A 25,959-nucleotide genomic window follows, 5' to 3' on the forward strand; every position below is an offset into this window, starting at 1 on the left:
GGCGAGGCTCATCGGCTGGCCGAAGGCGGAGCCTTGCGCGAACTGGCAGCCGATCTGGGCGAGTTCGACCGCGTCGGATTCGGTGTCGGCGCCTTCGGAGATGCGGAGGGGAGGCGCTTTGGACGTCCAGAATTTATGTCGCCGCTTTGAAATTTACGGGATCCACACACCACGACGTCGTGCCGCTTGAATATCGATGCCCGTTGTATTTCGTCGCATTCGTATTAGGGCGTCGCTGACGTTGAAGTAATTAGCAGCGTCGCTGTTCGTTGCACCCGAAGATATTAGATTGACGAGGGCCTCTCTCGGAACCAGAATCGCCCCAGCAAAGCAGATTGCCTCCTGTTCATTTTCCTCGTTGTAGTCGCTCATCATCATAAGTCCGTCAAAAGTGACGAACATTTTCGCCGGCTCATGTTTTAATACAATATGACCGATTTCATGCGCTAAAGTATTATTTTGGCGGGATACATCATGTGCGTCATTAAGAATGACGAGGCAGTGTTCGCCTTCGCGCAGAGTTGCGGCGGACCATTCGTCGGGGGCCATGACGGTGAGTTGGCGAAGGTCCTCATGAGAGAGGCCCGGCACCTGTGCTGGGGTCCAGACCACTATCTTGAGATATTCCGCGAGGCGTCGAGGGTCCAATGCCGCTGTCGGCGGAATGCCGAGATCCCGTCGGTATCCCTTGGCTGCATTTTCGCACCATGTCTTAAACCCTCGGCGTAGCCCCGACATACGCAGTTCTCTCTGTGCTCAGCGGCCCGGCCAGTTCGCTTGCGCGGCAAGAATCATGTTTGCCAGTGACATGGCGGTTTCCTGAGTCACTGTTTTATCTCGTCGAAAGTGAACCTGCGGAACTCCGTTGTCCAGCGCCTTGAGGCGCGGCTCGTCTGTAAGACCTAACCACAGCGTAATTTTCTGATAATTCTCCAAGTCGGGATGAAAGCCGCGCTCAACTCGTGATAGCGTTGCGTGACTGATTCCGATTTCTCTGGCGACCTCGCGAACTCCTCGCGTGCCACGCTTTTCCAGGACCTGGCGGCCAAGGTTTCCTAACAGCGACATGACGTGCACGCCTCCCTTGGATCACAAGTAACGCACTGGTTGACATGTGCGCCAACTCGTCGCACAGTGTCTTACGAATGAACCAGATTCGCACGGGCGGGATAGACCGTCAAGCAATCGTCAAGAGCGTGCGTCGTTGCGGCGCAGGCTCCCCGCTCAACCCCAATGGAGCCGGCAATGTACGTCGACCGCCGGGCAATCGCCCGTAATGCTGAGGTAGCCAGTGTGCTCGAGCGTATGTGCCAAATCCTGGAGCCGCGCGAATCACAGCAGGAATTACTTAAGACGAGGTATGAAGCAGTCGGCAATTGGCTCGCTTCTGCAGATGATCACGAGCTTAATTCGTTATCAATATATTTGCACGGGTCGGTCGCGTTAGGAACGATGATTCGTCCTATTGTCGGAGGAGAGATTGACGTCGACCTAGTGGCATTCGCGTCAATAGTAACGCCGACAACGTCGCCTGCCTTGTTCAAGCGAAAGATTGGTGATCGCCTTAGAGCTAACGGTACCTATGCAAAGCTTTTGGTAGAGAAACAGCGGTGCTGGCGGCTGGACTACGCTGGAGAGTTTCACCTCGACATCACGCCTTCGATTCCGAACCCCTCGTGCGCACTGCGCGGCGAATTGGTACCCGATAAAGCGCTCAAGCTCTGGAAACCGACCAACCCCCGCAGCTACAAACTACAGTTCCTTAGGCGCGCTGCGTTGGTTCCCCGAATTCGCGGCAAGGCGGCTCTCGGCGAGGACAGCCGCTACCGCGCAGACGGCTTTGAGGCGTACCCCAGACCAAGAACGTTTAAAGGCGTCCTGCCGAGGTGTGTTCAGATTCTGAAGCGTCATCGCGACCGCTACTTCAGCAATCTCGGACGTGACAGTGGGCTCGCACCGATCTCAGTAGTCCTCACAACGCTCGCGGCCTGGAGCTACGAGCACTGTGTTACGACGGAGACGTACGACGACGAACTGGAGCTCCTTTACGACGTCGTGCGGCACATGCCGGACTTCATTGATACTCGACTGGCTCAGGGAGGGAGATTGTGGTTTGTATGGAACGAAACGACGAGCGGCGAGAATTTTGCCGAGAAGTGGAACGCAGAACCGGCCCGCGCTCAAGCATTTTTTGAATGGCACAGACGGGCGCTCGCTGACATCGAGCAACTTTCGGAAGTTGAGGGCATAGATACATTAATCAAGAGCCTTGGGAATGCCTTCGGTGATGAACAGGCAAGAAATGTATTAGCTCACATGACGCGCGAGATTTCCGCTGCTCGCCAGAATCAGTCACTGTTCGCAGCGCCTGTGATCGGCCTCTCGACGGTCGCGGTACCGTCGTCAACTGCGGTTCGCTCGAACACATTTTTCGGCAATTAGGAGGCGCGCATGAGACCAGGAATTGCGCGCGCTCTCACCGCTTCGCAGCAGTTTCTGAACCTTCGCGGAAACCCAATTTGCGCCGGTCAGGGAACGCTTCGCGCCGGCGCGCTACAATGGTGTTTTCGTACCTCGCCGTCTTCGCTTAGCCGCTCCTACGATGCCCGCTTGGAATTCCGGCAGGGCAGCGCTCCTGAGACATTTATTGACGCACCTGATCTGGTCGTGCTCGCCAACGGCAGGGTGCTGCCACACGTCTACTCGCAAATGCCGACACGTCTCTGCTTGTATTTGCCGCGGGCGTTCGAGTGGCAGCCCTGGTTGCGGCTCGATCAAACGATTGTTCCTTGGACCGCGCTGTGGCTCTACTTTTTCGAAGAGTGGCTGGCGACGAACGAGTGGAAGGGCGGCGGCGAGCACCCGAGACCTCGGGGCGGCGGGCGGCGAAGGGATCAGGGAATACGCAAGACCGAGATTGCCGACGACACTCCTACGAGTGAGGCGCCGGCCAGACGAGCGGGGGCGGGCGATGGCTTCTAAAATAACCGACGCTCGACCGACCTATCGAATTCTATCGATTGACGGCGGCGGAATCCGGGGCGTCTTTCCCGCTGCTTTTCTGGCACGGATCGAGGAACACCTTAAGCGGCCGATTGGCTCCTACTTTGACCTGATCGCGGGCACTTCTACCGGCGGCATTATTGCGATCGGATTGGGCCTCGGCCTGCCCGCTCGCGAGTTGCTACGACTCTACGAAGAAAAAGGTCCAGCAATTTTCGCTCAGGACGCCGACGCGGTCGAGAACTGGTTTCGACGGCGGTGGCTTAACCTGATGCATTGGTTCACGACTAAGCACTCTTCGGAACCTCTGAAAGTCGCGCTCACCGAGGTATTAGGCGAAAAGCGCTTGGGTGAAAGCCGAACAAGATTAGTGATCCCGGCCTGGCACCCGGTTTTGGAGCGGGTTTATATCTACAAAACTGCCCATCATTTGCGCTTGGAAACGGATTATAAACAGCCCGCGCTAGACGCAGCAATGGCGACTGCGGCGGCGCCGACGTTTCTTGCGCCCTACGTGACAAGCGATTCTGTCGAACTTGTTGACGGTGGGGTCTGGGCAAACAATCCCGTCGGAGTTGCAGCGATCGAAGCTGTCGGCCTGTTGAAATGGCCTGCCGACCGAATCAAGATTCTCAGTATCGGCACCACCTATGATGTGCAGGCAGTTCCTCGATTCAGAGGCAAGATGCCAATGGCCTTGCGGGTTTCCCGATTGTTCATGGCGGGCCAATCACACAGCGCACTGGGTACCGCGAAGATTATCACGGGTAGCGACCACACTCGCAAGGCAATTTGGCGCATAGATCAAGCTGCTCCGGAGGGACGTTACACTCTCGACAACACCAGCCGCATCGCAGAGATGAAAAGTCGCGCACGAGCTGAAGCACGCGAGCAATTGTCGGAGCTTCGCGAACACTTTTTTTCTTCGCCGGCCGAAAAGTTCATCCCATTCCACAGGCTGGAACAAGAAGACATGAGTTTAGCACCACTTGAATTCGCGGAGTCGAACCGGGAGTGATCAGTTGCACCCGGTACCGTCTGCCCGCCCCGGCCTCACCCCGGCTCGGCGCCCATCAGCTTCCGCGCTGCTGCGAGGCTCATCGGCTGGCCGAAGGCGGAGCCTTGCGCGAACTGGCAGCCGATCTGGGCGAGTTCGACCGCGTCGGATTCGGTGTCGGCGCCTTCGGAGATGACGTCCATGCCCATCTCCTGCGCCATGGCGACGATCGAGCGCAGGATCGGCGAGCGCTGGCCGAAGGCGTTGGGGCGCACGAGCGAGGCGTCGACGCGCATCGCGTCGAACCGGTATTGCGGCAGATGGCCGAGCGAGGTGTAGCCGGCGCCGAAGCGGTCGAGCATCAGGGCCGCGCCGATCTCGCGCACCCGCCGCAACAGGACGGCCGCGTATTCAGGGTTCTCCATCACCAGGTTTTCCGCGACCGCGACCTTCAGCGAGCCGCGCTGGACGAAATGGCGCGTGAGCGCGGCGCGGACGTCGGTCAGGAGGTCGTGACCGAGCATCTGCTGCGACGACGCGGCGACGGTGGCGAAGATCGGCGGGTTGACCTCGAGCGCCTTCTGCCAGGCGGCGAGCTCGCGCGCGCTCGCCTCGAGGACGAAGGCGCCGATGTCGATCGCGGCCCCGGTCGTTTCCGCCGCCGGCCCGAACTCGCTCTCGTCGAGAACCCCGAGTTTCGGATGGCGCCAGCGCGCCAGCGCCTGGAACCCGGCGACCGTCCTGTCCTCGAGGCGAACGATCGGCCGGAACAGCACCATGATCTCGTCGCGCTCGAGCGCGTGACGGATGTCGGCCTCGAGCGTCTGCCGATCCGAGCGGCGGGAACGCATGATCGGGGTGAACAGCTCGACCCGGTCGCCGCCCGCCTTCTTGGCGTTGGCGAGTGCGAGCTGCGCGTCGGCCAGCAGGTCGCCGCCCTTGGCGTGGAGCTTCGGGTCGTAGACGCAGGCGCCGATCGACACCGTCAGCGCGATCTCCCGTTCGCCGAAGCTGATCGGGGCCGCGAGCGCCGCCCTCAGGGCGTCGAGCCGGGCCGGCAGGTCCGCCCGCGGCGGATCGGAGAGGATGATCACGCCGAACTGATCGCCGGCGAGGCGGGCGAGCGTATCGCCGGGCTTGAGGTCGCGGGCGACCCGGCGGGCGATCGCGAGCAGCGTCGAGTCGCCCATCGACAGGCCGTAGGAGTCGTTGACCCGCTTGAAATCGTCGATGTCGATGACGAGCGTCACCGGCTCGGCGGCCGCGGGCTTCTGCGCCAGATGGATCGCGGCCTCGAGCCGGTCCTGGAACAGCTCGCGGTTGGGCAGGCCGGTCAGGTTGTCGTGGACGGCGTCGTGGAGCATGCGCTCCTCGGCGGATTTGAGTTCGGTGACGTCGGCCAGCGAACCGACCACGCGAACCACCTCGCCGTCGGCGCTCACCACCGGCCGCGCCTTCAGCATGTACCAGAAGTAGTGGCCGTCGGCGCCGCGAAGCCTCAGCTCGTGGTTGATGCGGCCGGACCGCTGATGCAGGAGCCCGTCGAGCGCCAGCGAGTAGCGGTCGCGGTCGAGCGGGTGCAGCACGTCGAGCCAGCCCGCGGCGGACCCTTCGAGCGCGCCGCGCTTGAGGCCGAGCTGGCTCTCGAGCGCCTCCCCGCCGCTGATCTCGTCATTGACGACGTTCCAGTCGAAGATCGCTTCGCCCGAGCCGGCCATGGCGAGCGAGCGGCGCTCGGCGTCGGCGCCGCGGTCGCCGCCGCCGCGCGCCCCCGAAAAGGCGAACTGCATCACGGTGAAGCCGATCAGCATCACGATCAGAACCAGCCCGCCGACGAGGCCGGGGGCGGCGAGATCGCTGGTCAGGTAGCCGAGCGCGGCGGCGCCGGCGGCGACCACCCAGACCGCGAGCAGGTACCAGGTCGGGATCAGCATCACCGCGCGGTCCGATCCGCGCGCCGCCAGACTGAGGATCAGCAGCAGCCCGACGCCCGCGACCGTCGCGATCGAGATGCGCGCGACGCCGGCGGCGACCGGCGCGTTGAACACCGAGAGCGCGACCACCGCCGCCATCACCAGAAGCCACGCCAGCGCGAAATGCATGTAGCGCACGTGCCAGCGGCGCAGGTTCAGATAGGCGAACAGGAACACGATCAGGGTCGCCGCGAGGGTCGCCTCGACGCCGGCGCGCCAGATCCGCTCCGAGGCGTCCTCGAGGCCGAACATCTTTCGCCAGAAGCCGAAGTCGATGCAGACATAGACGAACACCGCCCAGGCGAGCGCCGCCGCGGCGGGAAAGATCATCGCGCCGCGCACGACGAACACGATCGTCAGGAACAGGGCGAGCAGTCCCGCGATGCCGATCAGAATGCCTTCGTACAGCGTCAGGCTGGTCGACTTGTCCTTGTACGCCTCCGGCTCCCACAGATAGAGCTGCGGCAGCGACGGCGAGCGCAACTCGGCCACGTAGGTCACGGTGGTTCCCGGATCGAGCGTCAGGCGGAACACGTCCGCCCGCGCGTTGTCCTCGCGCTCCGGCGCCTGGCCCTGGCTGGCCGTGATGGTGGTGATGCGCGAGGAGCCGAGGTCCGGCCACACCACGCCCGAGCCGACCAGCCGGAAGTGCGGCGCGACGATCAGGCGGGTCAGCTGCTCGTCGGAATCGTTGGTCAGCGCGAACACGATCCAAGCCGGCTGCGCGCCGGCTTCGAGCGCGCTGACCTCGATGCGCCGGACGATGCCGTCCGCGCCCGGCGCCGTCGACACCTGGATGCGGTCGCCCTGGGCGCTGTAATGCTCGACCGCGCGGGTGAGGTCGATCGCGTCCGAGTCGGCCGTCACCCGCACCGACTGGACCGCGGACGCCGGTTGGCAGACTGCGAGAACGAGCGCGAGCAGGAGCATGAGCCGGGTTGCGGCGGCGGCGAAGCGCCAGGCCGCCCTGCGGCCGGAGGGTGCGGTTCGGGAGAACCTCGGAAGCGCGCGTACGGACAAATCAGGGCGCCGTCGTCAGCGTTCGCGCATCGCCATCGAGGAGACCGAACAGGACGTGGTCCCGCCAGGCGCCGTCGATCCTGAGATAGCCGCGCGCATAGCCCTCCCGCTCGAAGCCGTTGCGCCGCAGGAGCGCGATCGATGGCGCATTGTCGGGAATGCAGGCCGCCTCGACCCGATGCAGGCGCAGCCGGACAAAGGCGAATTCGACCGTCGCGGCGACGGCGCGGGTCATGCGGCCCTTGCCCGCGTGAGCCGCGCCCATCCAGTAGCCGAGCGTGCCGGTCTGCGAGACGCCGCGGCGCAGGCCGCCGAGGGTCACGCCGCCGAGAAGCTGTTCCGACGTCTGATCGAAGATGAGGAAGGGGTAGGCCTCGTCGCGGGCGATATCCTCCTCCTGACGTCTGAGGCGCCGCCGAAAAGCCGCCTGCGTCAGGTCGTCGTCCGGCCAGGTCGGCTCCCAGGGCTCGAGGAAGGCCCGGCTCGCCGTCCTGAGCTGCGACCAGGACGGGTAGTCCGCCGGCGTCGCCGGACGGAGATACAGTCCGTCGCCGCGCAGCAGCGGTTCGGGATTGACCGTGCGCGTCAGGCCGAAAAGCGCCATCACACTCCCCTCAGCGCCTCGGCGACCTTGACACGCCCGGGAACCCGGGCGACCGCGCCGATCGTGGCGACCGTGGGCGGCGATCTAAGCATGGCCGCGCCGGTTTTGCGAACCTCCTCGGCGGTGACCGCCTCGACCCGGGCGATCATCTCGTCGAGCGACAGCGGACGGCCGTAGATCTGCGTCTGCCGGGCGATCTGCTGCGCCCGCGCGCCCGGCGATTCGAGCGCGGCCAGGATCGACACCTTCATCTGCGCCTTGGCGCGGCGGACTTCCCGTTCGTCCAGCCCATGGGCCGCCTCGGCCAGGCAATCGAGCGCGGCGACGGTCACCTCGGCGGCGTCGCGGTCGGCCGACCCGGCGTAGAAGCCGAACAGGCCCGTGTCGGCGTAGTCCCAGTGGTAGGCGTAGATCGAATAGGCGAGGCCGCGCTTCTCCCGCACCTCCTGGAACAGCCGGGACGACATGCCGCCGCCGGCGGCGGCCGCGAAGACTTGCGCGGCGTCGTGGTCCGGCGCGCCGATCGGCCGCCCCTCGAAGGCCACCGCGACATGGGTCTGTTCGAGCTTGCGCCTGAGCCGGGTCTCGCCGCCGCGGTAATCGGCGGGCGTCAGCGGCGAGGGCGGCGCGTTCGGCAGGCCGTGAAGCTTCGAGAGGGCGAGCGCAACGATCTCGGCGTGATCGAGCGCGCCGGCGGCGGCCACCACGATCGAGGACGGGCCGTAATGACGGCGCAGATAGCCGTCGATCGCGTCGCGATCGAAGGCGTTGACGCCGTCGCGGGTGCCCAGAATCGGGCGCCCGATCGCCTGGTCGGGCCAAGCCGCCGCCGTGAGCAGATCGAACACGTGGTCGTCCGGCGTGTCCTCGACCGCGCCGATTTCCTGGACGATGACGTTCTTCTCGCGCTCGAGCTCGGTCGGATCGAACAGGCTTTCGGTGAGGATGTCGCCGATGACGTCGAGGGCGAGGCCGACGTCGCTGCCGATCACCCGGGCGAAATAGCCGGTCCGCTCGACCCCGGTCTCGGCGTTGAGGTCGCCGCCGACGTCCTCGATCGCCTCGGCGATGTCGCGCGCGCTCCGGCGCCGCGTTCCCTTGAACGCCATGTGCTCGAGGAGATGCGAAAGCCCGTGCTCGGCGACGCTCTCGTGGCGGGAGCCGGCGGCCACGAAGACGCCGACCGCCGCGGTGCGCACGTGCTCGCTGGCGTCGGTGACGACGGCGAGACCGGACGGCAGCCTCGTGATCTCGACGCTCACGCCGGCGCCCTCGCCCTCTGGCGAAGGTATCCGGCCACGGCGGCCGGATCGTTCGGCAGCGCGACATGCCGCTCGGGACGATCCATCAGATCGGCGAGGTGAGGAGGAAGCGCGGGGCGCACGCCGGTCGCCCGCTCGACCGCATCCGGGAACTTCGCCGGGTGCGCGGTCCCGAGCGCCACGATCGGCGTCGCGGGCGAGGCGGCGAGCGCCCGCCGCGCCGCGCCGACGCCCACCGCGCTGTGCGGGTCGATGACGAGCCCGCAGTCGCGCCAGACCCGGGTCATCTCCGCGGCGCATTCGGTCTCGTCGATCCGCTCGGCGCCGAAATCGGCGCGAATGCGCTCGAGCGCGGCCGGGGGAATCGCGAACCATCCGTCGGCGGCGAAATCGCCCATCATGCGCGTCACCGCCTCCGGGTCCTGTCCGGACGCTTCGAACAGCAGGCGCTCGAAATTCGACGACACCTCGATGTCCATCGACGGCGACTGCGTCGCCTTGACGCCGCGCGGCTCGTAGCGGCCGGTGGCGAGCGTCCGGGCGAGAATGTCGTTCTCGTTGGTGGCGATGATCAGCCGCTCGATCGGCAGGCCCATGCGCCGCGCGTAGTAGCCGGCCAGGATGTCGCCGAAATTGCCGGTCGGGACGGCGAAGGAGACGGCGCGACCGGGGGCGCCGAGCGCGACCGCGGCCACGAAATAATAGACGATCTGGGCGAGGATGCGCGCCCAGTTGATCGAATTGACGCCGCTGAGGCGCATCGCGTCGCGGAACGCCAGGTCTCCGAACAGCGTCTTGACGATGCGCTGGCAGTCGTCGAACGTCCCGTCGATCGCCAGCGCGTGGACGTTGGGTTTGCCGACCGTGGTCATCTGGCGACGCTGCACGTCCGAGACGCGGCCGTGCGGGTAGAGAATGAAGATGTCGGCGCGGGCCAGACCGCCGAAGGCCTCGATCGCGGCGGCGCCGGTGTCGCCGGAGGTCGCGCCGAGAATGGTGGTGCGCTCGCCGCGCTCGGCCAGCACCCGGTCCATCGCGCGGGCGAGCCATTGCATGGCGAAGTCCTTGAACGCGAGCGTCGGACCATGGAACAGTTCGAGCGCGAACAGATTGGGCTCGATCTGGACGAGCGGAGCGGTCGCGGCGTGACGGAACTCCGCATAGGCCGCCGCAGTCATGGTTTCGAGCGCGGAGGCCGGGATATCGTCGCCGACGAACCCGGACATCAGCGTCGCCGCCGCCCGGGCGTAGGGCAGCCCGGCGAGCGCGCGGATCGTATCCGCCCCCCACTGGGGAAGCGTCACGGGCGCGTAGAGACCGCCGTCGCGGGCAAGCCCGGTGAGGAGCGCGTCGGCGAAGCCGAGCGCCGGCGCCGTCCCGCGCGTCGAAACGTAATGCACGAACTGAAACCCTCGGCCGATCTGCTCGTCGTCTATCGCAAAAGCCGCGAAAGGAAAACGGAGCCGGTCAATCCCTGACGAATGGGGCCAAACCAAGACGGCGCCCCCTTGTGCGGGAAGCCATCGGATTGATCGGAAACGCCCTTGAAAAACACGGCGAACTTTCCTTAACTTGAGTCGGAAAAGAGGCGCCGTCGCAAGGAGGGCCGCGGCGAAACCGGGGTGGTGGCGATGGTCGGGTCATTTGCGACATTGCTTGGCAAGCTCATTCGGACGGGCAACCTTGAAGTGGAGACCGCCGACGGGGTTCGGCGCAAGTTCGGCGACGGTTCGGGGCCGAAACTCGGGGCGCGCTTGCTCGACCGGGCGGCGGAACGGGAACTCGTGACCGACCCGAGCCTAGCTCTTGGCGAGCTTTATACCGACGGACGCGTCGTCGTTACTGAGGGTTCGCTGTACGACATCCTCGAACTCGGGGCGAGAAATCTCGCCACGCTCGAGAACCTTCCCTGGGTTAAGGCGATCGAGAAGGCCCGGGTGATCTTCCGCGCGGTCCATCAGCGCAACGACCGGGAGCGGGCGCGGCAGAACATCGCCCGTCACTACGACCACGACGTCCGCATCTACGACCTTTTCCTCGACGACGACCGGCAATATTCCTGCGCCTATTTCGAGGAGCCGGACCAGTCGCTCGAGGAGGCGCAGAGAGCCAAGAAGCGGCACATCGCGGCCAAGCTCCTCGTCGAGGAGGGCGAACGCGTGCTCGACATCGGCTGCGGGTTCGGCGGCATGGCGCTCTATCTCGCCGGCGTCGCGGGCGTCGGCAAGGCGACCGGCGTCACGCTGTCCAGGGAGCAACTCGCCGTCGCCAGGGCGCGCGCCGAGCGTTCGGGCTTCGCCGATCGTCTCGACTTCCGGCTGCAGGACTATCGCGACGTCGAGGAGACCTTCGACCGCATCGTCTCGGTCGGCATGTTCGAGCACGTCGGGGTCGCCCGCTACGACGAGTATTTCCAGAACGTGCGCCGGCTCCTGAACGACGACGGGGTGATGCTGCTCCACGCGATCGGCCGCAACGGGGTTCCCGGCGCGACCAACCCCTGGATCCGCAAGTACATCTTCCCCGGCGGCTACATTCCGGCCCTGTCCGAGGTGCTTCCGGCGATCGAGCGCGCCGGGCTCTACGTCACGGACATCGAGATCCTTCGGCTGCACTACGCCGACACGCTGCGCGTCTGGCGCGAGCGCTTCATGGCCCACTGGGAAGAGGCCAAGGCGATCGCCGGCGAGCGCTTCTGCCGGATGTGGGAGTTCTATCTCGCCGGGTCGGAGACGTCTTTCCGCGTCGACGGCTTCATGGTGTTCCAGATCCAGATCGCCAGGCGGCAGGACGCGGTTCCGCTGACCCGCGCCTACATCGCCGAGCGCGAGGAGGCGCTGCGCCGCAGGGAGGCCGAACCGCCCGCGCTGCGTCAGGCGGCCGAATAGCCCGCGCCGCGCCCGGACCTGGACGCGGCCGAAGAGAGGTCCTCACGCCGCCGCCGCCCGGGCGAAACGGACGGCGAGACCGGTCACGGTGACGCGCTGAAGCGCGACGCCTTCGATGTCGACGCCCTTGACGTCGTCCACCTCGAACCGGACGTCGACGATCGCGTCGGCGTCGTATTCCGCCGCTTCGCGGACGAGCGAGCCGATCGCCGCCCGGCGCTCGTCCTCGGTCCCCGGCTCGGCGGCGGCCCGCCACCGCGTGGTCGCCCTGACCCGCCCGATCGCAGTGATCGCGCGGCCGTCGTCGAGATCAGCGGAAAAACTGACTTTCATGATGGGTGTCCATTGGTTGCCCGCGCCTGTTGCGATAGCGCCGCGGCCTTACCGCAGCGTTAAGCGCAAACTCGGGCAGGGATGCGCGGACGGCCTCGAAGCGGCTGCGTCCGATCGACGCGGGCTCCGCCCCCGCGGGGGCGCGCGCTCGTCCGAGGCGCCGGCGCTGTCGAGCGGCCGGCCCGCACGAAAAAAAGCGGCGCCCGGGGGCGCCGCCTGATTTCGAAGAGCGTGCTGGCCCGGGGTCAGTCGGCGGCGTTGTTCGCCGTTTCCGCAGACTGCGTTTTCTCGAGGTCGGCCCCGGTCTGCTGGTCGACGACGCGCATCGACAGCTTCACCTTGCCGCGATCGTCGTGACCGAGCACCTTGACCTTGACCTTGTCGCCTTCCTTGACGACGTCGGTGGTCTTGGCGACCCGGCCCTTGGCGAGCTGCGAGATGTGGACGAGGCCGTCCTTGGAGCCGAAGAAATTGACGAAGGCGCCGAATTCGACCGTCTTGACCACGGTGCCGTCGTAGATCTGGCCGACTTCCGGGTCCGACGCAATCGACCGGATCCAGTTGATCGCCGCCTTGATCTTGGCGCCGTCGCTGGAGGCGATCTTCACCGTGCCGTCGTCCTCGATGTTGATCTTGGCGCCGGTCTTCTCGACGATCTCTCGGATCACCTTGCCGCCGGTGCCGATCACTTCGCGGATCTTGTCGGTCGGGATCTTCAGCGTCTCGATGCGCGGCGCGAACTCGCCGAGCTCGGCGCGGGCGCCGGTGATCGCCTTGCTCATCTCGCCGAGGATGTGCAGGCGGCCGTCGCGGGCCTGGGCGAGCGCGACTTTCATGATCTCCTCGGTGATGCCGGCGATCTTGATGTCCATCTGCAGCGAGGTGACGCCTTCGCTGGTTCCGGCCACCTTGAAGTCCATGTCGCCGAGGTGGTCTTCGTCGCCGAGGATGTCGGAGAGCACCGCGAAGCGCTCGCCTTCGAGGATCAGGCCCATGGCGATGCCGGCGGTCGGGCGCTTGAGCGGAACGCCGGCGTCCATCAGCGCGAGGGAGGAGCCGCACACCGTGGCCATCGAGGACGAGCCGTTCGACTCGGTGATCTCGGAGACGACCCGGATGGTGTAGGGGAATTCGGCCGCCGTCGGCAGCATCGGCCGGATCGCGCGCCAGGCGAGCTTGCCGTGGCCGATCTCGCGCCGGCCCGGGCTGCCCATGCGGCCGGTTTCGCCGACGGAGTAGGGAGGGAAGTTGTAGTGGAGCAGGAACCGCTCCTTGTAGGTGCCGTCGAGGGAGTCGACGTATTGCTCGTCCTCGCCGGTGCCCAGCGTCGCCACCACCAGCGCCTGGGTCTCGCCGCGGGTGAACAGCGCGGAGCCGTGGGTGCGCGGCAGGATGCCGACCTGCCCGAGAATCGGGCGCACCGTCGTGAGGTCACGGCCGTCGATGCGGCGGCCGTGATCGAGGATGTTCCAGCGCACCACCTTGGCCTGGGCGTTGTGGAACGCCTCGGCGACCTCGGAAGCCGGGAACTTGGCCTCGCCCTCGGCGGGCGCGAGCGCCGCCATCACCTTCGCCTTGACGGCGTCGACCGCCCCGTAGCGCTCCTGCTTCTGGGTGATCGCGTAAGCGGCGCGAAGATCGGCCTCGCCGACCTCGAGCACGGCCTTCTCGACCTCGGCGCGATCGCTCGGCGGCAGGTCGCGCGGCTCCTTGGCCGCCTTCTCGGCGAGCCGGATGATCGCGTCGATGACCGGCTGGAAGCCGGCGTGGCCGGCCATCACGGCCTTGAGCATCGTCTCCTCGGCGAGCTCCCGGGCCTCCGATTCGACCATCAGCACCGCGTCGGCGGTGCCGGCGACGACGAGGTCGAGGGTCGAGTCCTTCATCTCCTCGACCGTCGGGTTGACCTTGACCTCGCCCTTGATCAAACCGACGCGGGCGGCGCCGACCGGACCCATGAACGGCACGCCCGACAGCGTCAGGGCCGCCGAGGCGGCGACCAGGGCGAGAATGTCGGAATCCGACTCGAGGTCATAGGACAGCACCGTCGCGATGACCTGCGTGTCGCAGCGGAACTCGTCGGGGAACAGCGGGCGGATCGGGCGGTCGATCAGGCGCGACGTCAGCGTCTCACGCTCGGACGGGCGGCCTTCGCGCTTGAGGTAGCCGCCGGGAATGCGGCCGGCGGCGAACGTCTTTTCCTGATAGTGGACGGTGAGCGGGAAGAAGTCCTGGCCGGGCTTGGCCGTCTTTTCGGCGACGACGGTGGCGAGCACGGTGGTCTCGCCCCAGGTCGCAAACACCGCGCCGTCCGCCTGACGGGCGATCCGGCCGGTCTCCAGAACGAGCTTGCGCCCGCACCAGTCGAGTTCTTCGCGTTGAATGTCGAACATCTTTCTTACATCCTAAGGTGGGATGCGAAAGCCTGCGGCCCATGCCGCCCGTTGGTTCGGGCTCGTCATCGGCAAGACGGCGGGGGGCTGGCCTGAACGGCGCCAGCCCTCGGCGATCCTGCCATGACGCGCGGCTCTCGCATGTCGGGACGCGGACGCCGGCCCCTGCCGCCGCCCGCATGGGGTCGAGGAACGCCTCTCGGAAAGGCGCTCCCGGTGCGGGTCGAGGCTTAGCGGCGGATGCCGAGGCGCTCGATCAGGGTCTTGTAACGCGCTTCGTCCTGCTTCTTGACGTAGTCGAGCAGCGTACGGCGCTGCGAGACCATCTTGAGCAGGCCGCGACGGGAGTGGTTGTCCTTCACGTGAGTCTTGAAATGACCCGTCAGGTTGGTGATTCGCTCGGTGAGAATCGCGACCTGCACCTCCGGCGAGCCGGTGTCGCCGATCTTGCGGGCATACTGGTTGATGAGCGCGATCTTGCGCTCGGAGGTGATCGACATCGAACGTGTCCTTGATGCTGCGGCGGGCAAACGCGCGCCATTGGTCGAAAGACGGCCGAGCCGGGATGTCGTCCAGGTCGGTCGCAATGCGAGGATCCGCGTCACGCTGGGCGTGGCGGATCGCGCGCTTATACAGATTTCGGGCCGCCGCGCCAGCGTTTTCTCGGGAACCCACGCGGCGGCGCCCGATTGCGGTCGCAGCGAGCCCTTGCGGATCAAAGGATCGCCTCGATCCCGTCGCGCCGGGGTGACGTCCGGGAGGGCATGCGCCGCCCCGCCCGGCAGGCCCGCGCCCCGCTCGGGGAGCGGCAGTGTCCGGATCGTCGCCGACGGAAATTCGCGGAATCGATACGCCGGGTTGCCGGTTCGCGCCGATCCGGATACGAACCCGGAGAGTTTGCCGAAGGCCCGTCGCTGCAATGCCCGCCTCACCCGAAGACCTCCTCGCCTATCTCGAAACCCTCGGCGTCGCGACGACGACTGTAGACCATCCGCCTGTGTTCACGGTCGAGGGCTCGCAGGAGCTGCGGGGAAAGATCCCCGGCGGGCACGCCAAGAATCTCTTCGTCAAGGACAAGAAGAGCCGCCTCTTCCTGCTCGTCCTGGGCGAGGAGACCGAGGTCGACCTCAAGCGGGTGCACGAGAAGATCGGCGGGCAGGGCCGGGTCTCGTTCGGCTCCGGCGACCTGCTCGAGGCGGTCTGGGGGGTTAGGCCCGGCGCGGTCACGCCGTTCGGCGCGATCAACGACGAGGCGGGGCGGGTCACGGTGGTGCTCGATCAGGCGATGATGGCCCACGAGCGCCTCAACTTCCATCCCCTCGTCAACACCCGCACGACCGGCCTCGCGAGCGCCGATCTGGTCAGATTCCTGCGGGCCACCGGGCACGAGCCGCTCGTGGTCGCGCTCGCGGCGCATGCGGAAGCGGTTGAATAAGGGGGCGCGCGCCTCCATCTAGGGCCGCGAAACGTCGAATCGGCGAGGCGACGCCTCGGGCTGGAATTGAGGGACGACATGGCGAACGGAATCGGGGCGACCGCGACGGCGGTCAAGGACGTGACGACGGCGTCGTTCCGGGCCGACGTGCTAACCGCCTCGCAGCAGAAGCCGGTTCTGGTCGACTTCTGGGCGCCGTGGTGCGGCCCGTGCAAGCAGCTCGGGCCGGCGCTGGAGAAAGCGGTGCGCGATTCGGGCGGCAAGGTCGCGCTGGTGAAGATGAACATCGACGAGCACCCGCAGATCGCCGGCCAGCTCGGCATCCAGTCGATCCCCGCGGTGATCGCCTTCGATCGCGGCCAGCCGGTCGACGGCTTCGTCGGCGCGCTGCCCGAGAGCCAGATTCGCGGCTTCCTCGAGCGTCTGGTCGGACCGCTCAAGGGCGGGTCGGCGGATCTCATCGCCGAGGCCGAGGAGGCCGCCGCCAAGGGAGACGCGGCCGGGGCCGCGTCGCTCTACGCCGAAATCCTGGCCGACAACCCGGAGGACACGAAGGCGATCGGCGGTCTCGCGAGGCTCCAGGTCGCGGCCGGAAATCTCGACGATGCTCGCGCCCTGCTCGCGACGGCGCCCGCGCCTGCGCCCGGCAAGGAGCCCGATGCGGCGATCGCCGCTGCGATCGCCGCAGTGAGCCTGGCCGAACAGGCCTCCGCCGTCGGCGAACTCGCGCCGCTCGAGACCGCGGTGGCGAAAAACCCGGACGACCACCAGGCCCGGTTCGACCTCGCGGTCGCGCTGTCGGCCAAGGGCGAGCGCGACCGGGCGGCCGACGCCCTGCTCGAGATCATCCGCCGCGACCGCAAATGGAACGACGAGGCGGCGCGCAAGCAGCTGTTGCAGCTTTTCGAGGCGTGGGGCCTGATGGACCCGGCGTCGGTCGCCGCCCGCCGCAAACTGTCCGCGATCTGGTTCTAGAAACAAGCGCTTGCGGAGGTCTAGAGCGGGCCGCCGCAAGTCGATGGAATGCAAGCGATGAAAATCAATCGCACCTACGCCGGGCCCGCCGATATGCCGGCCACGATTCCGCTCTTTCCCCTGGAGGGCGCGCTCCTGTTGCCGCGCCGGCCGTTGCAGCTCACCGTGTTCGAGCCGCGCTACCTCGCCATGCTCGACGACGCGCTGAGCGGCGAGCGGCTGGTCGGCATCATCCAGCCGACGGAGGCGGAGACGTCCGGCGGGCCGCCGCCCGAGCTCTACGCCCTCGGTTGCGCCGGACGGATCGTGCAATACGCCGAAATCGGCGACGGCCGCTGCTTCGTGACCCTGATGGGGGTCGCCCGGTTCCGTCTCGCCGAGGAGATGCATTACGCCACGCCCTACCGGGTCGCAGCCGCCGACTATGCGCCCTTCGCCGACGATTTTCACGAAGGCGCGGGGGAAGCGGCGGTCGACCGCGAGTCGCTGCTGACGACGCTTCGGCGCTTCGCCGAGGTCAACGAGGTCAAGGTCGCCTGGAACGACATCAAGAAGGCGTCGAACGAAGCGCTGGTCAACGGCCTCTCGATGATGAGCCCGTGCGGGCCGCGCGAGAAGCAGGCCCTGCTCGAAGCGGTCGACCTGAGGTCGCGCGGCGAGATGCTGGTGGCGATCACCACCATCGAGCTCGCGCGTGGCGACGACGCCGGGACCCAGTTGCACTGAGCCGAACCGGGGCGGCTTCTCCGCGCGGGGCGCGGGAGCCGTTCCTCCGCGGCGCCGGCGGCGGCGCGAGGGCGGCTCTGTCGCGGCCGATTTCCTTCTGCTAAAGTGTGGAGAACCGACCGAAGAGCGCCTCGATGCAATACGAAAACACGCCCATTTCCCAGAACATCGAGGATCGTCGCGGCCAGGGCGGCGGCGGAATGATGGGCGGCGGCGGCCTCGGCATCGGCGCGATCATCGTGGTGTTCGCGATCAGCTACTTCACCGGCATCAATCCCGCGGTGCTGATGGGCGGCGCCGAAATGGCCTCGAAATACATGAACCAGGGCGGACAGACGCAGCCCGCCGCGACCGGCCCAGCCGTCGATCCCAACGACCCGACGCGAAAATTCCTTGCGCATGTGATGGGCTCGACCGAGGCGGTCTGGGGTACGGTGCTGCCGCAGCAGACGGGGCTCGACTATACGCCGGCGACGCTGGTCATCTATGACGGCGCCACCCGGTCGGGCTGCGGCGGCGCGCAGGCGGCGATGGGGCCGTTCTACTGCCCGGTCGACAAGAAGGTCTACCTCGACACTTCGTTCTTCCGCGACATGCAGACGAAATACGGCGGCGGCGGCGACTTCGCCTACGCCTATGTCGTGGCGCACGAGATCGGCCATCACGTGCAGGACCTGCTCGGCATTCTCGACAAGGCCGACGCCTACAAGAAGCGCTCGAGCCAGACCCAGGCGAACGCCGTCTCGGTGCGCATCGAACTCCAGGCCGATTGCCTCGCCGGGGTCTGGGCGGCCAACGCCAATCAAAAATGGAACATCCTGCAGCAGGGCGACGTCGAGAAGGCGATCGCGACCGCGCAGGCGATCGGCGACGATCGGTTGCAGACGGCGGCGCGCGGCTACGCCGTGCCCGACAGCTTCACCCACGGATCGTCGGCGCAGCGCGCCAAGTGGCTGATGGCCGGGCTCAAGAGCGGGCAGATTTCGTCCTGCGACACGTTCTCGCAATAGCGGCGTCGCCGCGCTGACCCGTCGCGGCGGCGATCGCTCGACGCGCGTCGAGCGCCGTCAATCGCCGCCGTCGAGGCGCCGCCGCGCGTCCTCGATCCAGCGTCTGAGCGGCGCGAGGCGCGGTCCCTGGGTCAACCCGCCGCAGCCGCGGCCGTGCGGCGCCTGCGCCCAGGTCGCGATGGCGAGCGCGGTCGCGCCGTCCCGGGACCACATCGGCGCTCCGGAATCGCCCGAGCAGGCGCCGGCGACCCGGCCGCCCGGATCGGCCGCCCAGACGAGCACGGGCGACGCCGGTTCGCGCACGGCCAGGGTGACGCTGCGCAGGCTGCCGCCGGATTTCCAGTCGCCATCGCTCATGGCGCCGAAGCCGGTCAGGATGACCGATTCACCGACCTCGGGTCCGTCGCCGGAGGCCAGCGCCGCGCCGACGAAGCGCGAATCGAGCGGAGCCGCGGTTCGGACCAGCGCGATGTCGATCGAGACGGCCCGCGCCCGGATCGCGTCCGGCCGGTACTGCGGATGGGCGAGGGCCGCTTCGACGGGAATCACCACCGGGGCGCCGGAGGCGTCGCGATAGTGGACCGCCATGTCGCGGACCGCCCTCAGGCAATGGGCGGCGGTGAGCAGGGTGCGGGCGTCGAGCACCAGCGCCGAGCAGAAGCCCGCCTCGCCCGGACCCCGCATCAGCACCATCGCGACCCGGTCGGCGAACCGGCCGTCCGGCTGAGCGCCGACGAGCGCATGCGCATCCGGGCGCCCCGACGCGAGGGCGAGGGCGAGGGCGAGGCGCGCGAGGCTGTGGCGGAAACGCATGATCCGTTCATGCGCAGAAAACCCCGGCCGCTTCAATTGCGCAGGTCTCGCCGAAGGGCCGGCCGGCTTCGTTCACATTGCATTCAGGCGCCGGGGCGAACATGGGGGCTGCGGTGTTTGAACAGGGGCTTCGTCGTCATGGCCGCGCTCGCCAACGTCTGTCGCGCCGCGGTCGCTGGCTTCGTCCTCGCGGGCGGCGCGCACGCGGCGGAGGTCGCGGCCTGTCTCAGCGCCTCCGACACGCGCGAGCAGGTGAGGGCGCACAAGCTCCTCGAGCCATACGCGGCGCTGAAAACCGCGGCCCAGCAGCGCAAGGCGGAGGCCCTGTCGGCGCGCCTCTGCGTCAATGGCGACGACTATGTTTACGAGATCACCTTGCTTCACCGCGACGGCCGCCTGATTCATGTCGAGATGAACGCGGGAACCGGAAAGCTGATCGCGCGCCCGGCGCACGAGCCGAAAGACGGACGCGATGCGCACGACCAGCCCGCCAAGAACTGACCGGCCGGGAGAGACCTGAATGCGACTGCTGGTTGTCGAGGACGATCGCGATCTCAACCGTCAGATTTCGTCGGCGCTGGAAGCCGCGGGATACGCGGTCGACCGGGCGTTCGACGGCGAGGAAGGCTGGTTCCAGGGCGACACCGAGCCCTACGACGCGGTCGTTCTCGACATCGGCCTGCCGAAACGCGACGGCGTCTCGGTTCTGGAGGCGTGGCGCAAGGCGGGGCGGACGATGCCGGTGCTGATTCTGACCGCGCGCGACCGCTGGAGCGACAAGGTTCAGGGCATCGACGCGGGTGCCGACGACTATGTCGCAAAGCCCTTCCACATGGAGGAAGTGCTGGCGCGCATCCGGGCGTTGCTGCGCCGCGCCGCCGGCCATGCGTCGAGCGACCTCCAGGTCGGGCCGGTGCGCCTCGACGCGCGCGCCGGACGGGTCACCGTCGACGGGCAGCCGATCAAGCTCACCAGCCACGAATACCGGCTCCTGTCCTACCTGATGCACCACGCGGGGCGCATCATTTCGCGCACCGAGATCGTCGAGCACCTCTACGAGCAGGATTTCGATCGGGATTCCAACACCATCGAGGTGTTCATCGGCCGCCTGCGCAAGAAGCTCGGGGTCGACATCATCAAGACCGCGCGCGGACTCGGCTATCTCGTGGGCGTCGACGAGGCCCCGCCCGCACGATAGCGGCGTGTTCCCCTCGCCTCACGCCGCGTCGCGGGATCGGATACCCGCGAGGCTTTGCCGCTGCCGGCCGGCGTCGTCGAAATTGTCGAGACGCAGCCAGCGCTCGAAGGCGGCCTTGCGCGCCGGCCATTCGCCGTCGAGCATCGCATACCAGGCGGTGTCGCGGTTGCGGCCCTTGACGACCATGTGCTGCCGGAAAATCCCTTCGAACGCGAAGCCGAGCCGCTCCGCCGCCCGCCGCGACGGCGCGTTGAGGGCGTTGCACTTCCACTCGTAGCGGCGGACCCCGAGCGTGTCGAAGACGTAGCTGGCGAACAGATACTGCGCCTCGGTCGCGCCCGCCGTCCGTTGCAGCGCCGGCGTGTACATGACGTTGCCGACCTCGACGACGCGGTTGGCGGCGTCGAAGCGCATCAGCGTCTGGTAGCCGAGCGCGCGCCCGGTCGCGTTGTCGATCACGGCGAAGAACAGCGGATCCTCCGAACGCGCCTTCGTCTCCAGGCTCGCGCGAAAATCCTGCAGGGTGGCGTAAGGGCCGTCGAACAGCCAGGTCCAGACCCGCTCCCGTTCCGGTTCGCCGTTCGAGCCGTGGTAGAGCGCAACGGCGTGCTTTTTCGGGTCGAGCGGCGCGAGCGTGATCCGGCGCCCGGCCAGCGTCAGCCGCTGCGGGCGGTGGGCGGGATGCGTATCGACCTCGGGGGCGTGGAGCGAGGCGGGGGAGGCGTTGGCCGAAGCCGAGTCAAGAGCGCTGGTCATTGATATCCGTCTTCGAGAAATCGTCGCCCTTGAACAGGAGCGTCGCGCCATGGAGTCTGGCGCAGGCGTAAGTCAGGCAATCAGCGAAATTCAGGCGTGCAGGGTGCCGCCCCTTGCCGAAGGTCTCGAAACACGCAACCGCGGCGATGCCGACCGCGGCGTCGAGCCCGACCTCGGAAACGTCCGCCTCCTTCAGAAATCTCTCGAACTGGCCTTCGGCCTGGCGCGGCGAAACGAGCAGACGGGCGGCCAGGACGATCGAGGTTTCCAGTCGCACGACGGGCGATGTCAGGCGCTCCGTCGCCGCGGCGACCTTTCGCGAACATTCGCGCCAATCGGGTTCCTTGGCGAGAATGGCGACCACGACCGAGGTGTCGACGAACGCTACTGCCCCCATAGCGCGTCGATCTCTTCCTTGGTCATGACGTGGCCGCCCGGCTTCGCCATCGCCAGCGTCTCGTTGGCGAGGTCTTCGAGCCGCTCCTCGAGCGGCCGCTTGTCGCGCTCGCGCTTCAGTTCCGCCGTGAGCGCGTGGGCGATCGCTTCGGTCATGTTGGTCCCGCGCAGTCGGGCGAGTTCACGGGCGAGCGCGCCGACCGCGGGATCGCGAATGCTGAGTCCCAAGAGCGCCTCCGTATAGACAGCCGCCCGCTTAGTCTATACGGGCGCCCGCCCCGGTCAATGATTGTCCCGTGGGACCCCGGCCGTCTGGGCCAGCCGCTGGTAGGCGACGGCCGGCTTCAGCACCATGCCTTCGTCGAACTGCGCCACCATCTCGCGCTGGATCTGCTGCCACGGCGTCTGGCTCCTGGGGAAGGCGTAGCCGCCGCGACCTTGCAGCTCGGCGCGTCGCAAGTTCAGCTCGTCGTCGGAAACGAGGATGTTCGCCTGACGCTTCAGGAGGTCGATCCGCACCCGGTCGCCGGTCCTGACGAGCGCCAGCCCGCCTCCCGCCGCAGCCTCGGGGGACGCGTTGAGGATCGAGGGCGAGCCCGACGTGCCGGACTGCCGGCCGTCGCCCACGCAGGGCAGCGCCGAAACCCCCTTCCTGATCAGCGCGGCGGGCGGCTGCATGTTCACCACCTCCGCGCCGCCCGGATAGCCGATCGGTCCCGTGCCGCGGATGATCAGGACGCAATGCTCGTCGACGGCGAGCGCGGGGTCGTCGATCCGGGCGTGGTAGTCCTCGGGTCCGTCGAACACGATCGCCCGGCCCTCGAAGGCCTCCGGATCGTCGGGGTTGGAGAGGAAGCGCTTGCGGAACGCGTCGTCGATGACGCTCGTCTTCATGATCGCGTCGTCGAACAGATTGCCGGACAGGACCAGAAACCCGGCCTCTTCCTTCAGCGGCGTTTCGATCGGAACGACGACCAGCGGGTCGAGCGAGGCGCTCGCAGCGCAATTTTCACCGATCGTGCGGCCATTGACCGTCAGCGCCCGCTCGCGCACGAGCTTGCGCTTCATCAGTTCGTGCACCACGGCCGGGACCCCGCCGGCGCGATAGAACTCCTCGCCGAGATAGGCGCCCGCTGGCTGCATGTTGACCAGCAGCGGCACGTCGCGGCCGACCGTTTCCCAGTCGGCGACGGTCAGTTCGACGCCGATGTGGCGGGCGATAGCGTTGACGTGGATCGGCGCGTTGGTCGAGCCGCCGATGGCGCTGTTGACGACGATCGCGTTCTCGAACGCTTCGCGCGTCAGGATGTCGGACGGCTTCAGGTCCTCGAACACCATCTCGACGATGCGCCGTCCGGTCTCGTAGGCGATCTGGCCGCGCTCGCGATAGGGCGCGGGAATGGCGGCGCAGCCCGGCAGGCTCATGCCGAGCGCCTCGGCGAGCGCGTTCATGGTCGAGGCCGTGCCCATGGTGTTGCAGTGGCCGATCGACGGCGCCGAGGAGGTGACGAGCGCCATGAACTCTTCGTAGTCGATCTTGCCCTCGGCGAGATCGGAGCGCGCCTGCCAGACGACTGTTCCGGACCCGGTCCGTTCGCCCTTGTGCCAGCCGTTCAGCATCGGGCCGCCGGAAAGCACGATCGCCGGGATGTTGACGGTCGCCGCCGCCATGAGGCAGGCAGGCGTGGTCTTGTCGCATCCGGTCGTCAGCACGACGCCGTCGATGAAATAGCCCATCAGGATCTCGACCAGGCCGAGATAGGCGAGGTTGCGGTCGAGCGCCGCGGTCGGCCGCTTGCCGGTTTCCTGGATTGGATGGACCGGGAATTCGAACGGCACGCCGCCGGCGACCAGGATTCCGTCGCGCACCCGCTTGGCGAGGTCGAGATGATGCCGGTTGCAGGGCGACAGGTCCGACCCCGTCTGGGCGATGCCGATGATCGGCTTGCCGGAGCGCAGCTCCGCCGGCGTCAGGCCAAAATTGAGATAGCGCTCGAGGTAGAGCGCCGTCATGCCGGGGTTATCGGGATTGTCGAACCAGAGGCGCGAACGGAGGGGCCGCCTGGCTGCGCCGTCGCCGTCGCCGGTGTTGGGCTTGTCCGCCATCGTCTCAACCTCTCCTCGGGCCCGCGCCGCGGTCGCGCGGCGCTGGCATGCCAGTATGGGCGGATCCACGCGTCGTTTCAATGTCCGCGCGCGCTTCCGGCGCGGTTCCGGCCGGCCCTCGCGACGCCCGCCCGGGGCCGGATCGCCCGGTCCTACATCGCCAGCGGCGACACGCCGAACAGCATGCGGTGCAGTCCGCCGATCAGGACCGCCCAGAGGACGAGTCCGACGGCGATCGCGCCGATCGTCGCGCCGAGGTTCGGCGCGGGATAGACGACCGCTTTGGCGCGGTCGCGCGCATAATTGCTCGACAGGTCGAGGAGCGACCAAGCGAGAAAGGCGCCGAACAGCACGACGTCCGCCGCCGAACCGTTGGCGATCAGGTGCGCGGCCGACCAGACCACGACCGCCCACAGCATCGGGTGATGGACGGCGACGGCGATGTGGCTTGTCTTGAGGCCGTAGGCGCCGAGCAGGATCATGCTGAACAGCATGAGCAGCAGCGCGATGTGGCGCGTCCACACCGGCGGCGCCCAGAGGATCGGCGCGGACCAGCGCGCCTCAGCGAACCCCCAGACGATCATCACCAAGCCGGCGAGCGACAGCAGCGAATAGACGCCCTTCCACGGCCCCTCGCCCATGCGCGCGATCGATCGCTCCCGCCCGCTGTCGGCGAAGATGCGGATCGAATGAAGTCCGAGAAAGATCACCAGGCCGAAGATCAGCAAGGTCATGACGTCGACGCCCCAGTCCGGAAAATGCGCCGCCAAGGTGGCGCCCGCTGGTCGCGCTGGCAAGAGCGACGCGGCCTCCCCGGACGCGGCGGCTTCGTGCTACGACGGCGATGTCCAGGAGAGGCGACCCTTCGATGGCGAACGCGCGGCCCTTGCGACTTCCGCTTCCTGTCCCGGGCGCCGGCGTCCGCCGATGGGGTTTTCCCCATGGCTGACCCCGCGCCCGCGGACCGGCTCTATCCGCCACGGCCGATTCTCGCCGTCTCTGTCGCGGTTTTCCGCGAGGGAAGGGTGCTCGTCGGGCGGAGGGCGCGGCCGCCGATGGCGGGGCGATTTTCCCTGCCGGGCGGGGTGGTCGAGGTCGGCGAGACGCTGGCCGAGGCGGCGGCGCGCGAACTCTACGAGGAGGTCGGCGTCGAATGCGCGATCGTCGGCTTCAACCGCCATGTCGAACCGATCGTGCGCGAAGGCGGCCGCGTGCGGGCGCATTTCGTCATCGCCTCGTTCGTCGGCCGCTGGACCCGCGGCGAAGCGCGCGTCAGCGACGAGATCGACGCGGTCGCGTGGATCGAGCCCGACGCCTGCGACTCGCTGCTCGCCACGCCGGAACTCGCCGAGATCGTCGCCGGCGCCCGGCGCATCGAGAGCGAGAGCCGGTAGCGCGCCGGCTTCGCCGTTTCGAGTCGTCTTGCTCCGACTCCTGACGCTCGCCGCTTCGCTGGGGAGCGTTTCGGCGACGGCTGCGGCGGTCTTTCCCCGTGAAGCCAAGCGGCTGAAGGGGACGAGCCGCGCGCCGCCCGGGAGCTGCAATCCGGGCGGAGTGGGCGGCGACGGCGCAGGATTCCCCGCCCTCGCATGTCAACGCGAAAAGGTGACAGTGGTTCATGCCCGGTTCAGCGCCGGCGCCGTTCCATTCCATGGTCGGGGGACTGTCCAAGGTGGAGAGCAGCATGAACCTGAGATTCATCCCGCGCGGCGCCCTCGCCGCGATCGCCGGCGCAGCCGTCGTCGTCGGCGCCGCGGCCGGACCCTCGGCCGCGTTCACTCTTTCGGCGCCGTCGCTCGCGGCGCCGATCGCTGGTTCCGACGTCGAGCGCGTGTGGTGGGACCGGTGGGGCCGCTGGCATCCCAACCGGCCGTGGGGCTGGGGCCCGCCGCCGCCGCGCTGGGGCTGGGGCGCGCCGCGGCCCTACTTCTACGGCTATTACCGGCCGGTGCGTCGCTGCTGGGTCGGCCCCTGGGGCGGCGTCCGCTGCCGGTGGGGATGATCCCGGCAGTCGGCAGGCGAGAGGCGGTAGCGGCGGTGGTCGCAAGACCCCGGCCGCCCGACGCCTCTC

At 67.5% G+C, this 25,959-nt stretch carries 27 protein-coding genes; 12 read left to right on the forward strand and 15 right to left on the reverse strand.

Annotated elements, in window-relative coordinates; translation table 11 throughout:
- Nucleotides 1-153: 153 nt before the first annotated feature.
- Nucleotides 154-738 carry an ImmA/IrrE family metallo-endopeptidase gene (locus tag DFR50_RS00035; protein ID WP_113887149.1) on the reverse strand — a complete coding sequence of 195 codons (585 nt, stop codon included), beginning with the start codon at nt 736-738 and terminating at the stop codon, nt 154-156.
- Nucleotides 739-756: 18 nt separating this feature from the next.
- A complete protein-coding gene (locus tag DFR50_RS00040; RefSeq protein WP_113887150.1) occupies nt 757-1,068 on the reverse strand; it encodes a helix-turn-helix domain-containing protein in 312 nt (103 codons plus the stop codon).
- A 177-nt stretch (nt 1,069-1,245) separates the two neighbouring features.
- Between DFR50_RS00040 and DFR50_RS00045 the strand changes: the two genes are divergently transcribed.
- The 3 genes from DFR50_RS00045 to DFR50_RS00055 are packed head-to-tail and all read left to right on the forward strand — an operon-like array spanning nt 1,246 to nt 4,021.
- On the forward strand, nt 1,246-2,442 hold the full coding sequence (locus tag DFR50_RS00045; protein ID WP_113887151.1) for a nucleotidyltransferase domain-containing protein: 1,197 nt from the start codon (nt 1,246-1,248) through the stop codon (nt 2,440-2,442).
- A 9-nt stretch (nt 2,443-2,451) separates the two neighbouring features.
- Nucleotides 2,452-2,982, forward strand: a complete 531-nt coding sequence (locus tag DFR50_RS00050; protein ID WP_210208768.1) for a type II CBASS E2 protein — start codon at nt 2,452-2,454, stop codon at nt 2,980-2,982.
- The gene (locus DFR50_RS00055) at nt 2,972-4,021 is read left to right on the forward strand and encodes a CBASS cGAMP-activated phospholipase (RefSeq protein ID WP_113887448.1); all 1,050 of its coding nucleotides are present in this window, start codon (nt 2,972-2,974) and stop codon (nt 4,019-4,021) included. Before DFR50_RS00050 ends, DFR50_RS00055 begins: the two co-directional genes overlap by 11 nt.
- Nucleotides 4,022-4,056: 35 nt before the next feature.
- On the opposite strand, the gene DFR50_RS00060 is transcribed toward DFR50_RS00055, so the two are convergent.
- From DFR50_RS00060 to thrC, 4 genes are all read right to left on the reverse strand, one after another.
- Nucleotides 4,057-6,903 carry an EAL domain-containing protein gene (locus tag DFR50_RS00060; RefSeq protein WP_113887152.1) on the reverse strand — a complete coding sequence of 949 codons (2,847 nt, stop codon included), beginning with the start codon at nt 6,901-6,903 and terminating at the stop codon, nt 4,057-4,059.
- 91 nt (nt 6,904-6,994) lie between these two features.
- Nucleotides 6,995-7,597 carry a GNAT family N-acetyltransferase gene (locus DFR50_RS00065; RefSeq protein ID WP_113887153.1) on the reverse strand — a complete coding sequence of 201 codons (603 nt, stop codon included), beginning with the start codon at nt 7,595-7,597 and terminating at the stop codon, nt 6,995-6,997.
- On the reverse strand, nt 7,597-8,859 hold the full coding sequence (locus DFR50_RS00070; protein ID WP_113887154.1) for a M16 family metallopeptidase: 1,263 nt from the start codon (nt 8,857-8,859) through the stop codon (nt 7,597-7,599). Before DFR50_RS00070 ends, DFR50_RS00065 begins: the two co-directional genes overlap by 1 nt.
- Complete coding sequence (gene thrC / locus DFR50_RS00075) at nt 8,856-10,259, reverse strand: threonine synthase (RefSeq protein WP_113887155.1); 1,404 nt, start codon at nt 10,257-10,259, stop codon at nt 8,856-8,858. Before thrC ends, DFR50_RS00070 begins: the two co-directional genes overlap by 4 nt.
- A gap of 231 nt (nt 10,260-10,490) precedes the next feature.
- Between thrC and DFR50_RS00080 the strand changes: the two genes are divergently transcribed.
- Nucleotides 10,491-11,747: a cyclopropane fatty acid synthase gene (locus DFR50_RS00080; protein WP_113887156.1), complete on the forward strand. Its 1,257-nt coding sequence runs from the start codon at nt 10,491-10,493 to the stop codon at nt 11,745-11,747.
- A 42-nt stretch (nt 11,748-11,789) separates the two neighbouring features.
- Here DFR50_RS00080 and DFR50_RS00085 read toward each other — a convergent pair whose 3' ends face one another.
- The 3 genes from DFR50_RS00085 to rpsO form a co-directional block, all read right to left on the reverse strand.
- On the reverse strand, nt 11,790-12,080 hold the full coding sequence (locus DFR50_RS00085) for a heavy metal-binding domain-containing protein (protein ID WP_113887157.1): 291 nt from the start codon (nt 12,078-12,080) through the stop codon (nt 11,790-11,792).
- A gap of 245 nt (nt 12,081-12,325) precedes the next feature.
- Nucleotides 12,326-14,473 (reverse strand): polyribonucleotide nucleotidyltransferase, encoded by a 2,148-nt coding sequence (pnp, locus tag DFR50_RS00090; protein WP_113887158.1) that lies wholly within the window; start codon nt 14,471-14,473, stop codon nt 12,326-12,328.
- 230 nt (nt 14,474-14,703) lie between these two features.
- Nucleotides 14,704-14,973 carry a 30S ribosomal protein S15 gene (gene rpsO, locus DFR50_RS00095; protein WP_113887159.1) on the reverse strand — a complete coding sequence of 90 codons (270 nt, stop codon included), beginning with the start codon at nt 14,971-14,973 and terminating at the stop codon, nt 14,704-14,706.
- 419 nt (nt 14,974-15,392) lie between these two features.
- Between rpsO and DFR50_RS00100 the strand changes: the two genes are divergently transcribed.
- The 4 genes from DFR50_RS00100 (at nt 15,393) to ypfJ (ending at nt 18,619) form a co-directional block, all read left to right on the forward strand.
- The gene (locus tag DFR50_RS00100; protein ID WP_113887160.1) at nt 15,393-15,908 is read left to right on the forward strand and encodes a prolyl-tRNA synthetase associated domain-containing protein; all 516 of its coding nucleotides are present in this window, start codon (nt 15,393-15,395) and stop codon (nt 15,906-15,908) included.
- A 78-nt stretch (nt 15,909-15,986) separates the two neighbouring features.
- Complete coding sequence (gene trxA, locus DFR50_RS00105) at nt 15,987-16,883, forward strand: thioredoxin (protein ID WP_113887161.1); 897 nt, start codon at nt 15,987-15,989, stop codon at nt 16,881-16,883.
- 57 nt (nt 16,884-16,940) lie between these two features.
- On the forward strand, nt 16,941-17,609 hold the full coding sequence (locus DFR50_RS00110; protein ID WP_113887449.1) for an LON peptidase substrate-binding domain-containing protein: 669 nt from the start codon (nt 16,941-16,943) through the stop codon (nt 17,607-17,609).
- Nucleotides 17,610-17,743: 134 nt separating this feature from the next.
- The gene (gene ypfJ, locus DFR50_RS00115; protein WP_113887162.1) at nt 17,744-18,619 is read left to right on the forward strand and encodes a KPN_02809 family neutral zinc metallopeptidase; all 876 of its coding nucleotides are present in this window, start codon (nt 17,744-17,746) and stop codon (nt 18,617-18,619) included.
- Nucleotides 18,620-18,676: 57 nt separating this feature from the next.
- Here the strand turns inward: ypfJ and DFR50_RS00120 are convergent, their stop codons facing one another.
- Nucleotides 18,677-19,432, reverse strand: coding sequence for a trypsin-like serine protease (locus DFR50_RS00120; RefSeq protein ID WP_147262614.1), 756 nt, complete (start codon nt 19,430-19,432; stop codon nt 18,677-18,679).
- A gap of 117 nt (nt 19,433-19,549) precedes the next feature.
- Here DFR50_RS00120 and DFR50_RS00125 point away from each other — a divergent pair, with 117 nt between their 5' ends.
- Together DFR50_RS00125 and DFR50_RS00130 are read left to right on the forward strand one after the other, a co-directional pair.
- The gene (locus DFR50_RS00125) at nt 19,550-19,933 is read left to right on the forward strand and encodes a PepSY domain-containing protein (protein ID WP_113887164.1); all 384 of its coding nucleotides are present in this window, start codon (nt 19,550-19,552) and stop codon (nt 19,931-19,933) included.
- Between the two features lie 19 nt (nt 19,934-19,952).
- Nucleotides 19,953-20,630, forward strand: a complete 678-nt coding sequence (locus DFR50_RS00130; protein WP_113887165.1) for a response regulator transcription factor — start codon at nt 19,953-19,955, stop codon at nt 20,628-20,630.
- Nucleotides 20,631-20,648: 18 nt separating this feature from the next.
- On the opposite strand, the gene DFR50_RS00135 is transcribed toward DFR50_RS00130, so the two are convergent.
- The 5 genes from DFR50_RS00135 to DFR50_RS00155 all read right to left on the reverse strand — a co-directional run bounded on the left by DFR50_RS00135 (nt 20,649) and on the right by DFR50_RS00155 (nt 24,685).
- Entirely contained in the window at nt 20,649-21,386 is a 738-nt protein-coding gene (locus DFR50_RS00135; RefSeq protein WP_113887166.1) for a GNAT family N-acetyltransferase, read from the reverse strand.
- Complete coding sequence (locus DFR50_RS00140; protein ID WP_113887167.1) at nt 21,370-21,783, reverse strand: type II toxin-antitoxin system VapC family toxin; 414 nt, start codon at nt 21,781-21,783, stop codon at nt 21,370-21,372. Before DFR50_RS00140 ends, DFR50_RS00135 begins: the two co-directional genes overlap by 17 nt.
- Complete coding sequence (locus tag DFR50_RS00145; protein ID WP_113887168.1) at nt 21,771-22,010, reverse strand: type II toxin-antitoxin system VapB family antitoxin; 240 nt, start codon at nt 22,008-22,010, stop codon at nt 21,771-21,773. Before DFR50_RS00145 ends, DFR50_RS00140 begins: the two co-directional genes overlap by 13 nt.
- A gap of 54 nt (nt 22,011-22,064) precedes the next feature.
- A complete protein-coding gene (locus DFR50_RS00150) occupies nt 22,065-23,888 on the reverse strand; it encodes an IlvD/Edd family dehydratase (RefSeq protein WP_113887169.1) in 1,824 nt (607 codons plus the stop codon).
- A 152-nt stretch (nt 23,889-24,040) separates the two neighbouring features.
- Nucleotides 24,041-24,685: an NnrU family protein gene (locus DFR50_RS00155; protein ID WP_245427212.1), complete on the reverse strand. Its 645-nt coding sequence runs from the start codon at nt 24,683-24,685 to the stop codon at nt 24,041-24,043.
- A gap of 144 nt (nt 24,686-24,829) precedes the next feature.
- Between DFR50_RS00155 and DFR50_RS00160 the strand changes: the two genes are divergently transcribed.
- Both DFR50_RS00160 and DFR50_RS00165 read left to right on the forward strand, forming a co-directional pair.
- Nucleotides 24,830-25,282 (forward strand): NUDIX hydrolase, encoded by a 453-nt coding sequence (locus DFR50_RS00160; protein ID WP_113887170.1) that lies wholly within the window; start codon nt 24,830-24,832, stop codon nt 25,280-25,282.
- Nucleotides 25,283-25,572: 290 nt separating this feature from the next.
- Nucleotides 25,573-25,890: a hypothetical protein gene (locus DFR50_RS00165; RefSeq protein ID WP_113887451.1), complete on the forward strand. Its 318-nt coding sequence runs from the start codon at nt 25,573-25,575 to the stop codon at nt 25,888-25,890.
- The last annotated feature ends 69 nt before the right edge of the window (nt 25,891-25,959 follow it).

This window comes from Roseiarcus fermentans, assembly GCF_003315135.1.
GTDB lineage: Bacteria > Pseudomonadota > Alphaproteobacteria > Rhizobiales > Beijerinckiaceae > Roseiarcus > Roseiarcus fermentans.

What these genes read in the sequence shown, in the direction of transcription:
- DFR50_RS00035 (WP_113887149.1), bottom strand. Translation starts at nt 738, where the DNA reads ATGTCGGGGCTACGCCGAGGGTTTAAGACATGGTGCGAAAATGCAGCC.
- DFR50_RS00040 (WP_113887150.1), bottom strand. Translation starts at nt 1,068, where the DNA reads ATGTCGCTGTTAGGAAACCTTGGCCGCCAGGTCCTGGAAAAGCGTGGC.
- DFR50_RS00045 (WP_113887151.1), top strand. Translation starts at nt 1,246, where the DNA reads ATGTACGTCGACCGCCGGGCAATCGCCCGTAATGCTGAGGTAGCCAGT.
- DFR50_RS00050 (WP_210208768.1), top strand. Translation starts at nt 2,452, where the DNA reads ATGAGACCAGGAATTGCGCGCGCTCTCACCGCTTCGCAGCAGTTTCTG.
- DFR50_RS00055 (WP_113887448.1), top strand. Translation starts at nt 2,972, where the DNA reads ATGGCTTCTAAAATAACCGACGCTCGACCGACCTATCGAATTCTATCG.
- DFR50_RS00060 (WP_113887152.1), bottom strand. Translation starts at nt 6,903, where the DNA reads ATGCTCCTGCTCGCGCTCGTTCTCGCAGTCTGCCAACCGGCGTCCGCG.
- DFR50_RS00065 (WP_113887153.1), bottom strand. Translation starts at nt 7,597, where the DNA reads ATGGCGCTTTTCGGCCTGACGCGCACGGTCAATCCCGAACCGCTGCTG.
- DFR50_RS00080 (WP_113887156.1), top strand. Translation starts at nt 10,491, where the DNA reads ATGGTCGGGTCATTTGCGACATTGCTTGGCAAGCTCATTCGGACGGGC.
- DFR50_RS00085 (WP_113887157.1), bottom strand. Translation starts at nt 12,080, where the DNA reads ATGAAAGTCAGTTTTTCCGCTGATCTCGACGACGGCCGCGCGATCACT.
- pnp (WP_113887158.1), bottom strand. Translation starts at nt 14,473, where the DNA reads ATGTTCGACATTCAACGCGAAGAACTCGACTGGTGCGGGCGCAAGCTC.
- rpsO (WP_113887159.1), bottom strand. Translation starts at nt 14,973, where the DNA reads ATGTCGATCACCTCCGAGCGCAAGATCGCGCTCATCAACCAGTATGCC.
- DFR50_RS00100 (WP_113887160.1), top strand. Translation starts at nt 15,393, where the DNA reads ATGCCCGCCTCACCCGAAGACCTCCTCGCCTATCTCGAAACCCTCGGC.
- trxA (WP_113887161.1), top strand. Translation starts at nt 15,987, where the DNA reads ATGGCGAACGGAATCGGGGCGACCGCGACGGCGGTCAAGGACGTGACG.
- DFR50_RS00110 (WP_113887449.1), top strand. Translation starts at nt 16,941, where the DNA reads ATGAAAATCAATCGCACCTACGCCGGGCCCGCCGATATGCCGGCCACG.
- ypfJ (WP_113887162.1), top strand. Translation starts at nt 17,744, where the DNA reads ATGCAATACGAAAACACGCCCATTTCCCAGAACATCGAGGATCGTCGC.
- DFR50_RS00120 (WP_147262614.1), bottom strand. Translation starts at nt 19,432, where the DNA reads ATGCGTTTCCGCCACAGCCTCGCGCGCCTCGCCCTCGCCCTCGCCCTC.
- DFR50_RS00130 (WP_113887165.1), top strand. Translation starts at nt 19,953, where the DNA reads ATGCGACTGCTGGTTGTCGAGGACGATCGCGATCTCAACCGTCAGATT.
- DFR50_RS00135 (WP_113887166.1), bottom strand. Translation starts at nt 21,386, where the DNA reads ATGACCAGCGCTCTTGACTCGGCTTCGGCCAACGCCTCCCCCGCCTCG.
- DFR50_RS00140 (WP_113887167.1), bottom strand. Translation starts at nt 21,783, where the DNA reads ATGGGGGCAGTAGCGTTCGTCGACACCTCGGTCGTGGTCGCCATTCTC.
- DFR50_RS00150 (WP_113887169.1), bottom strand. Translation starts at nt 23,888, where the DNA reads ATGGCGGACAAGCCCAACACCGGCGACGGCGACGGCGCAGCCAGGCGG.
- DFR50_RS00160 (WP_113887170.1), top strand. Translation starts at nt 24,830, where the DNA reads ATGGCTGACCCCGCGCCCGCGGACCGGCTCTATCCGCCACGGCCGATT.
- DFR50_RS00165 (WP_113887451.1), top strand. Translation starts at nt 25,573, where the DNA reads ATGAACCTGAGATTCATCCCGCGCGGCGCCCTCGCCGCGATCGCCGGC.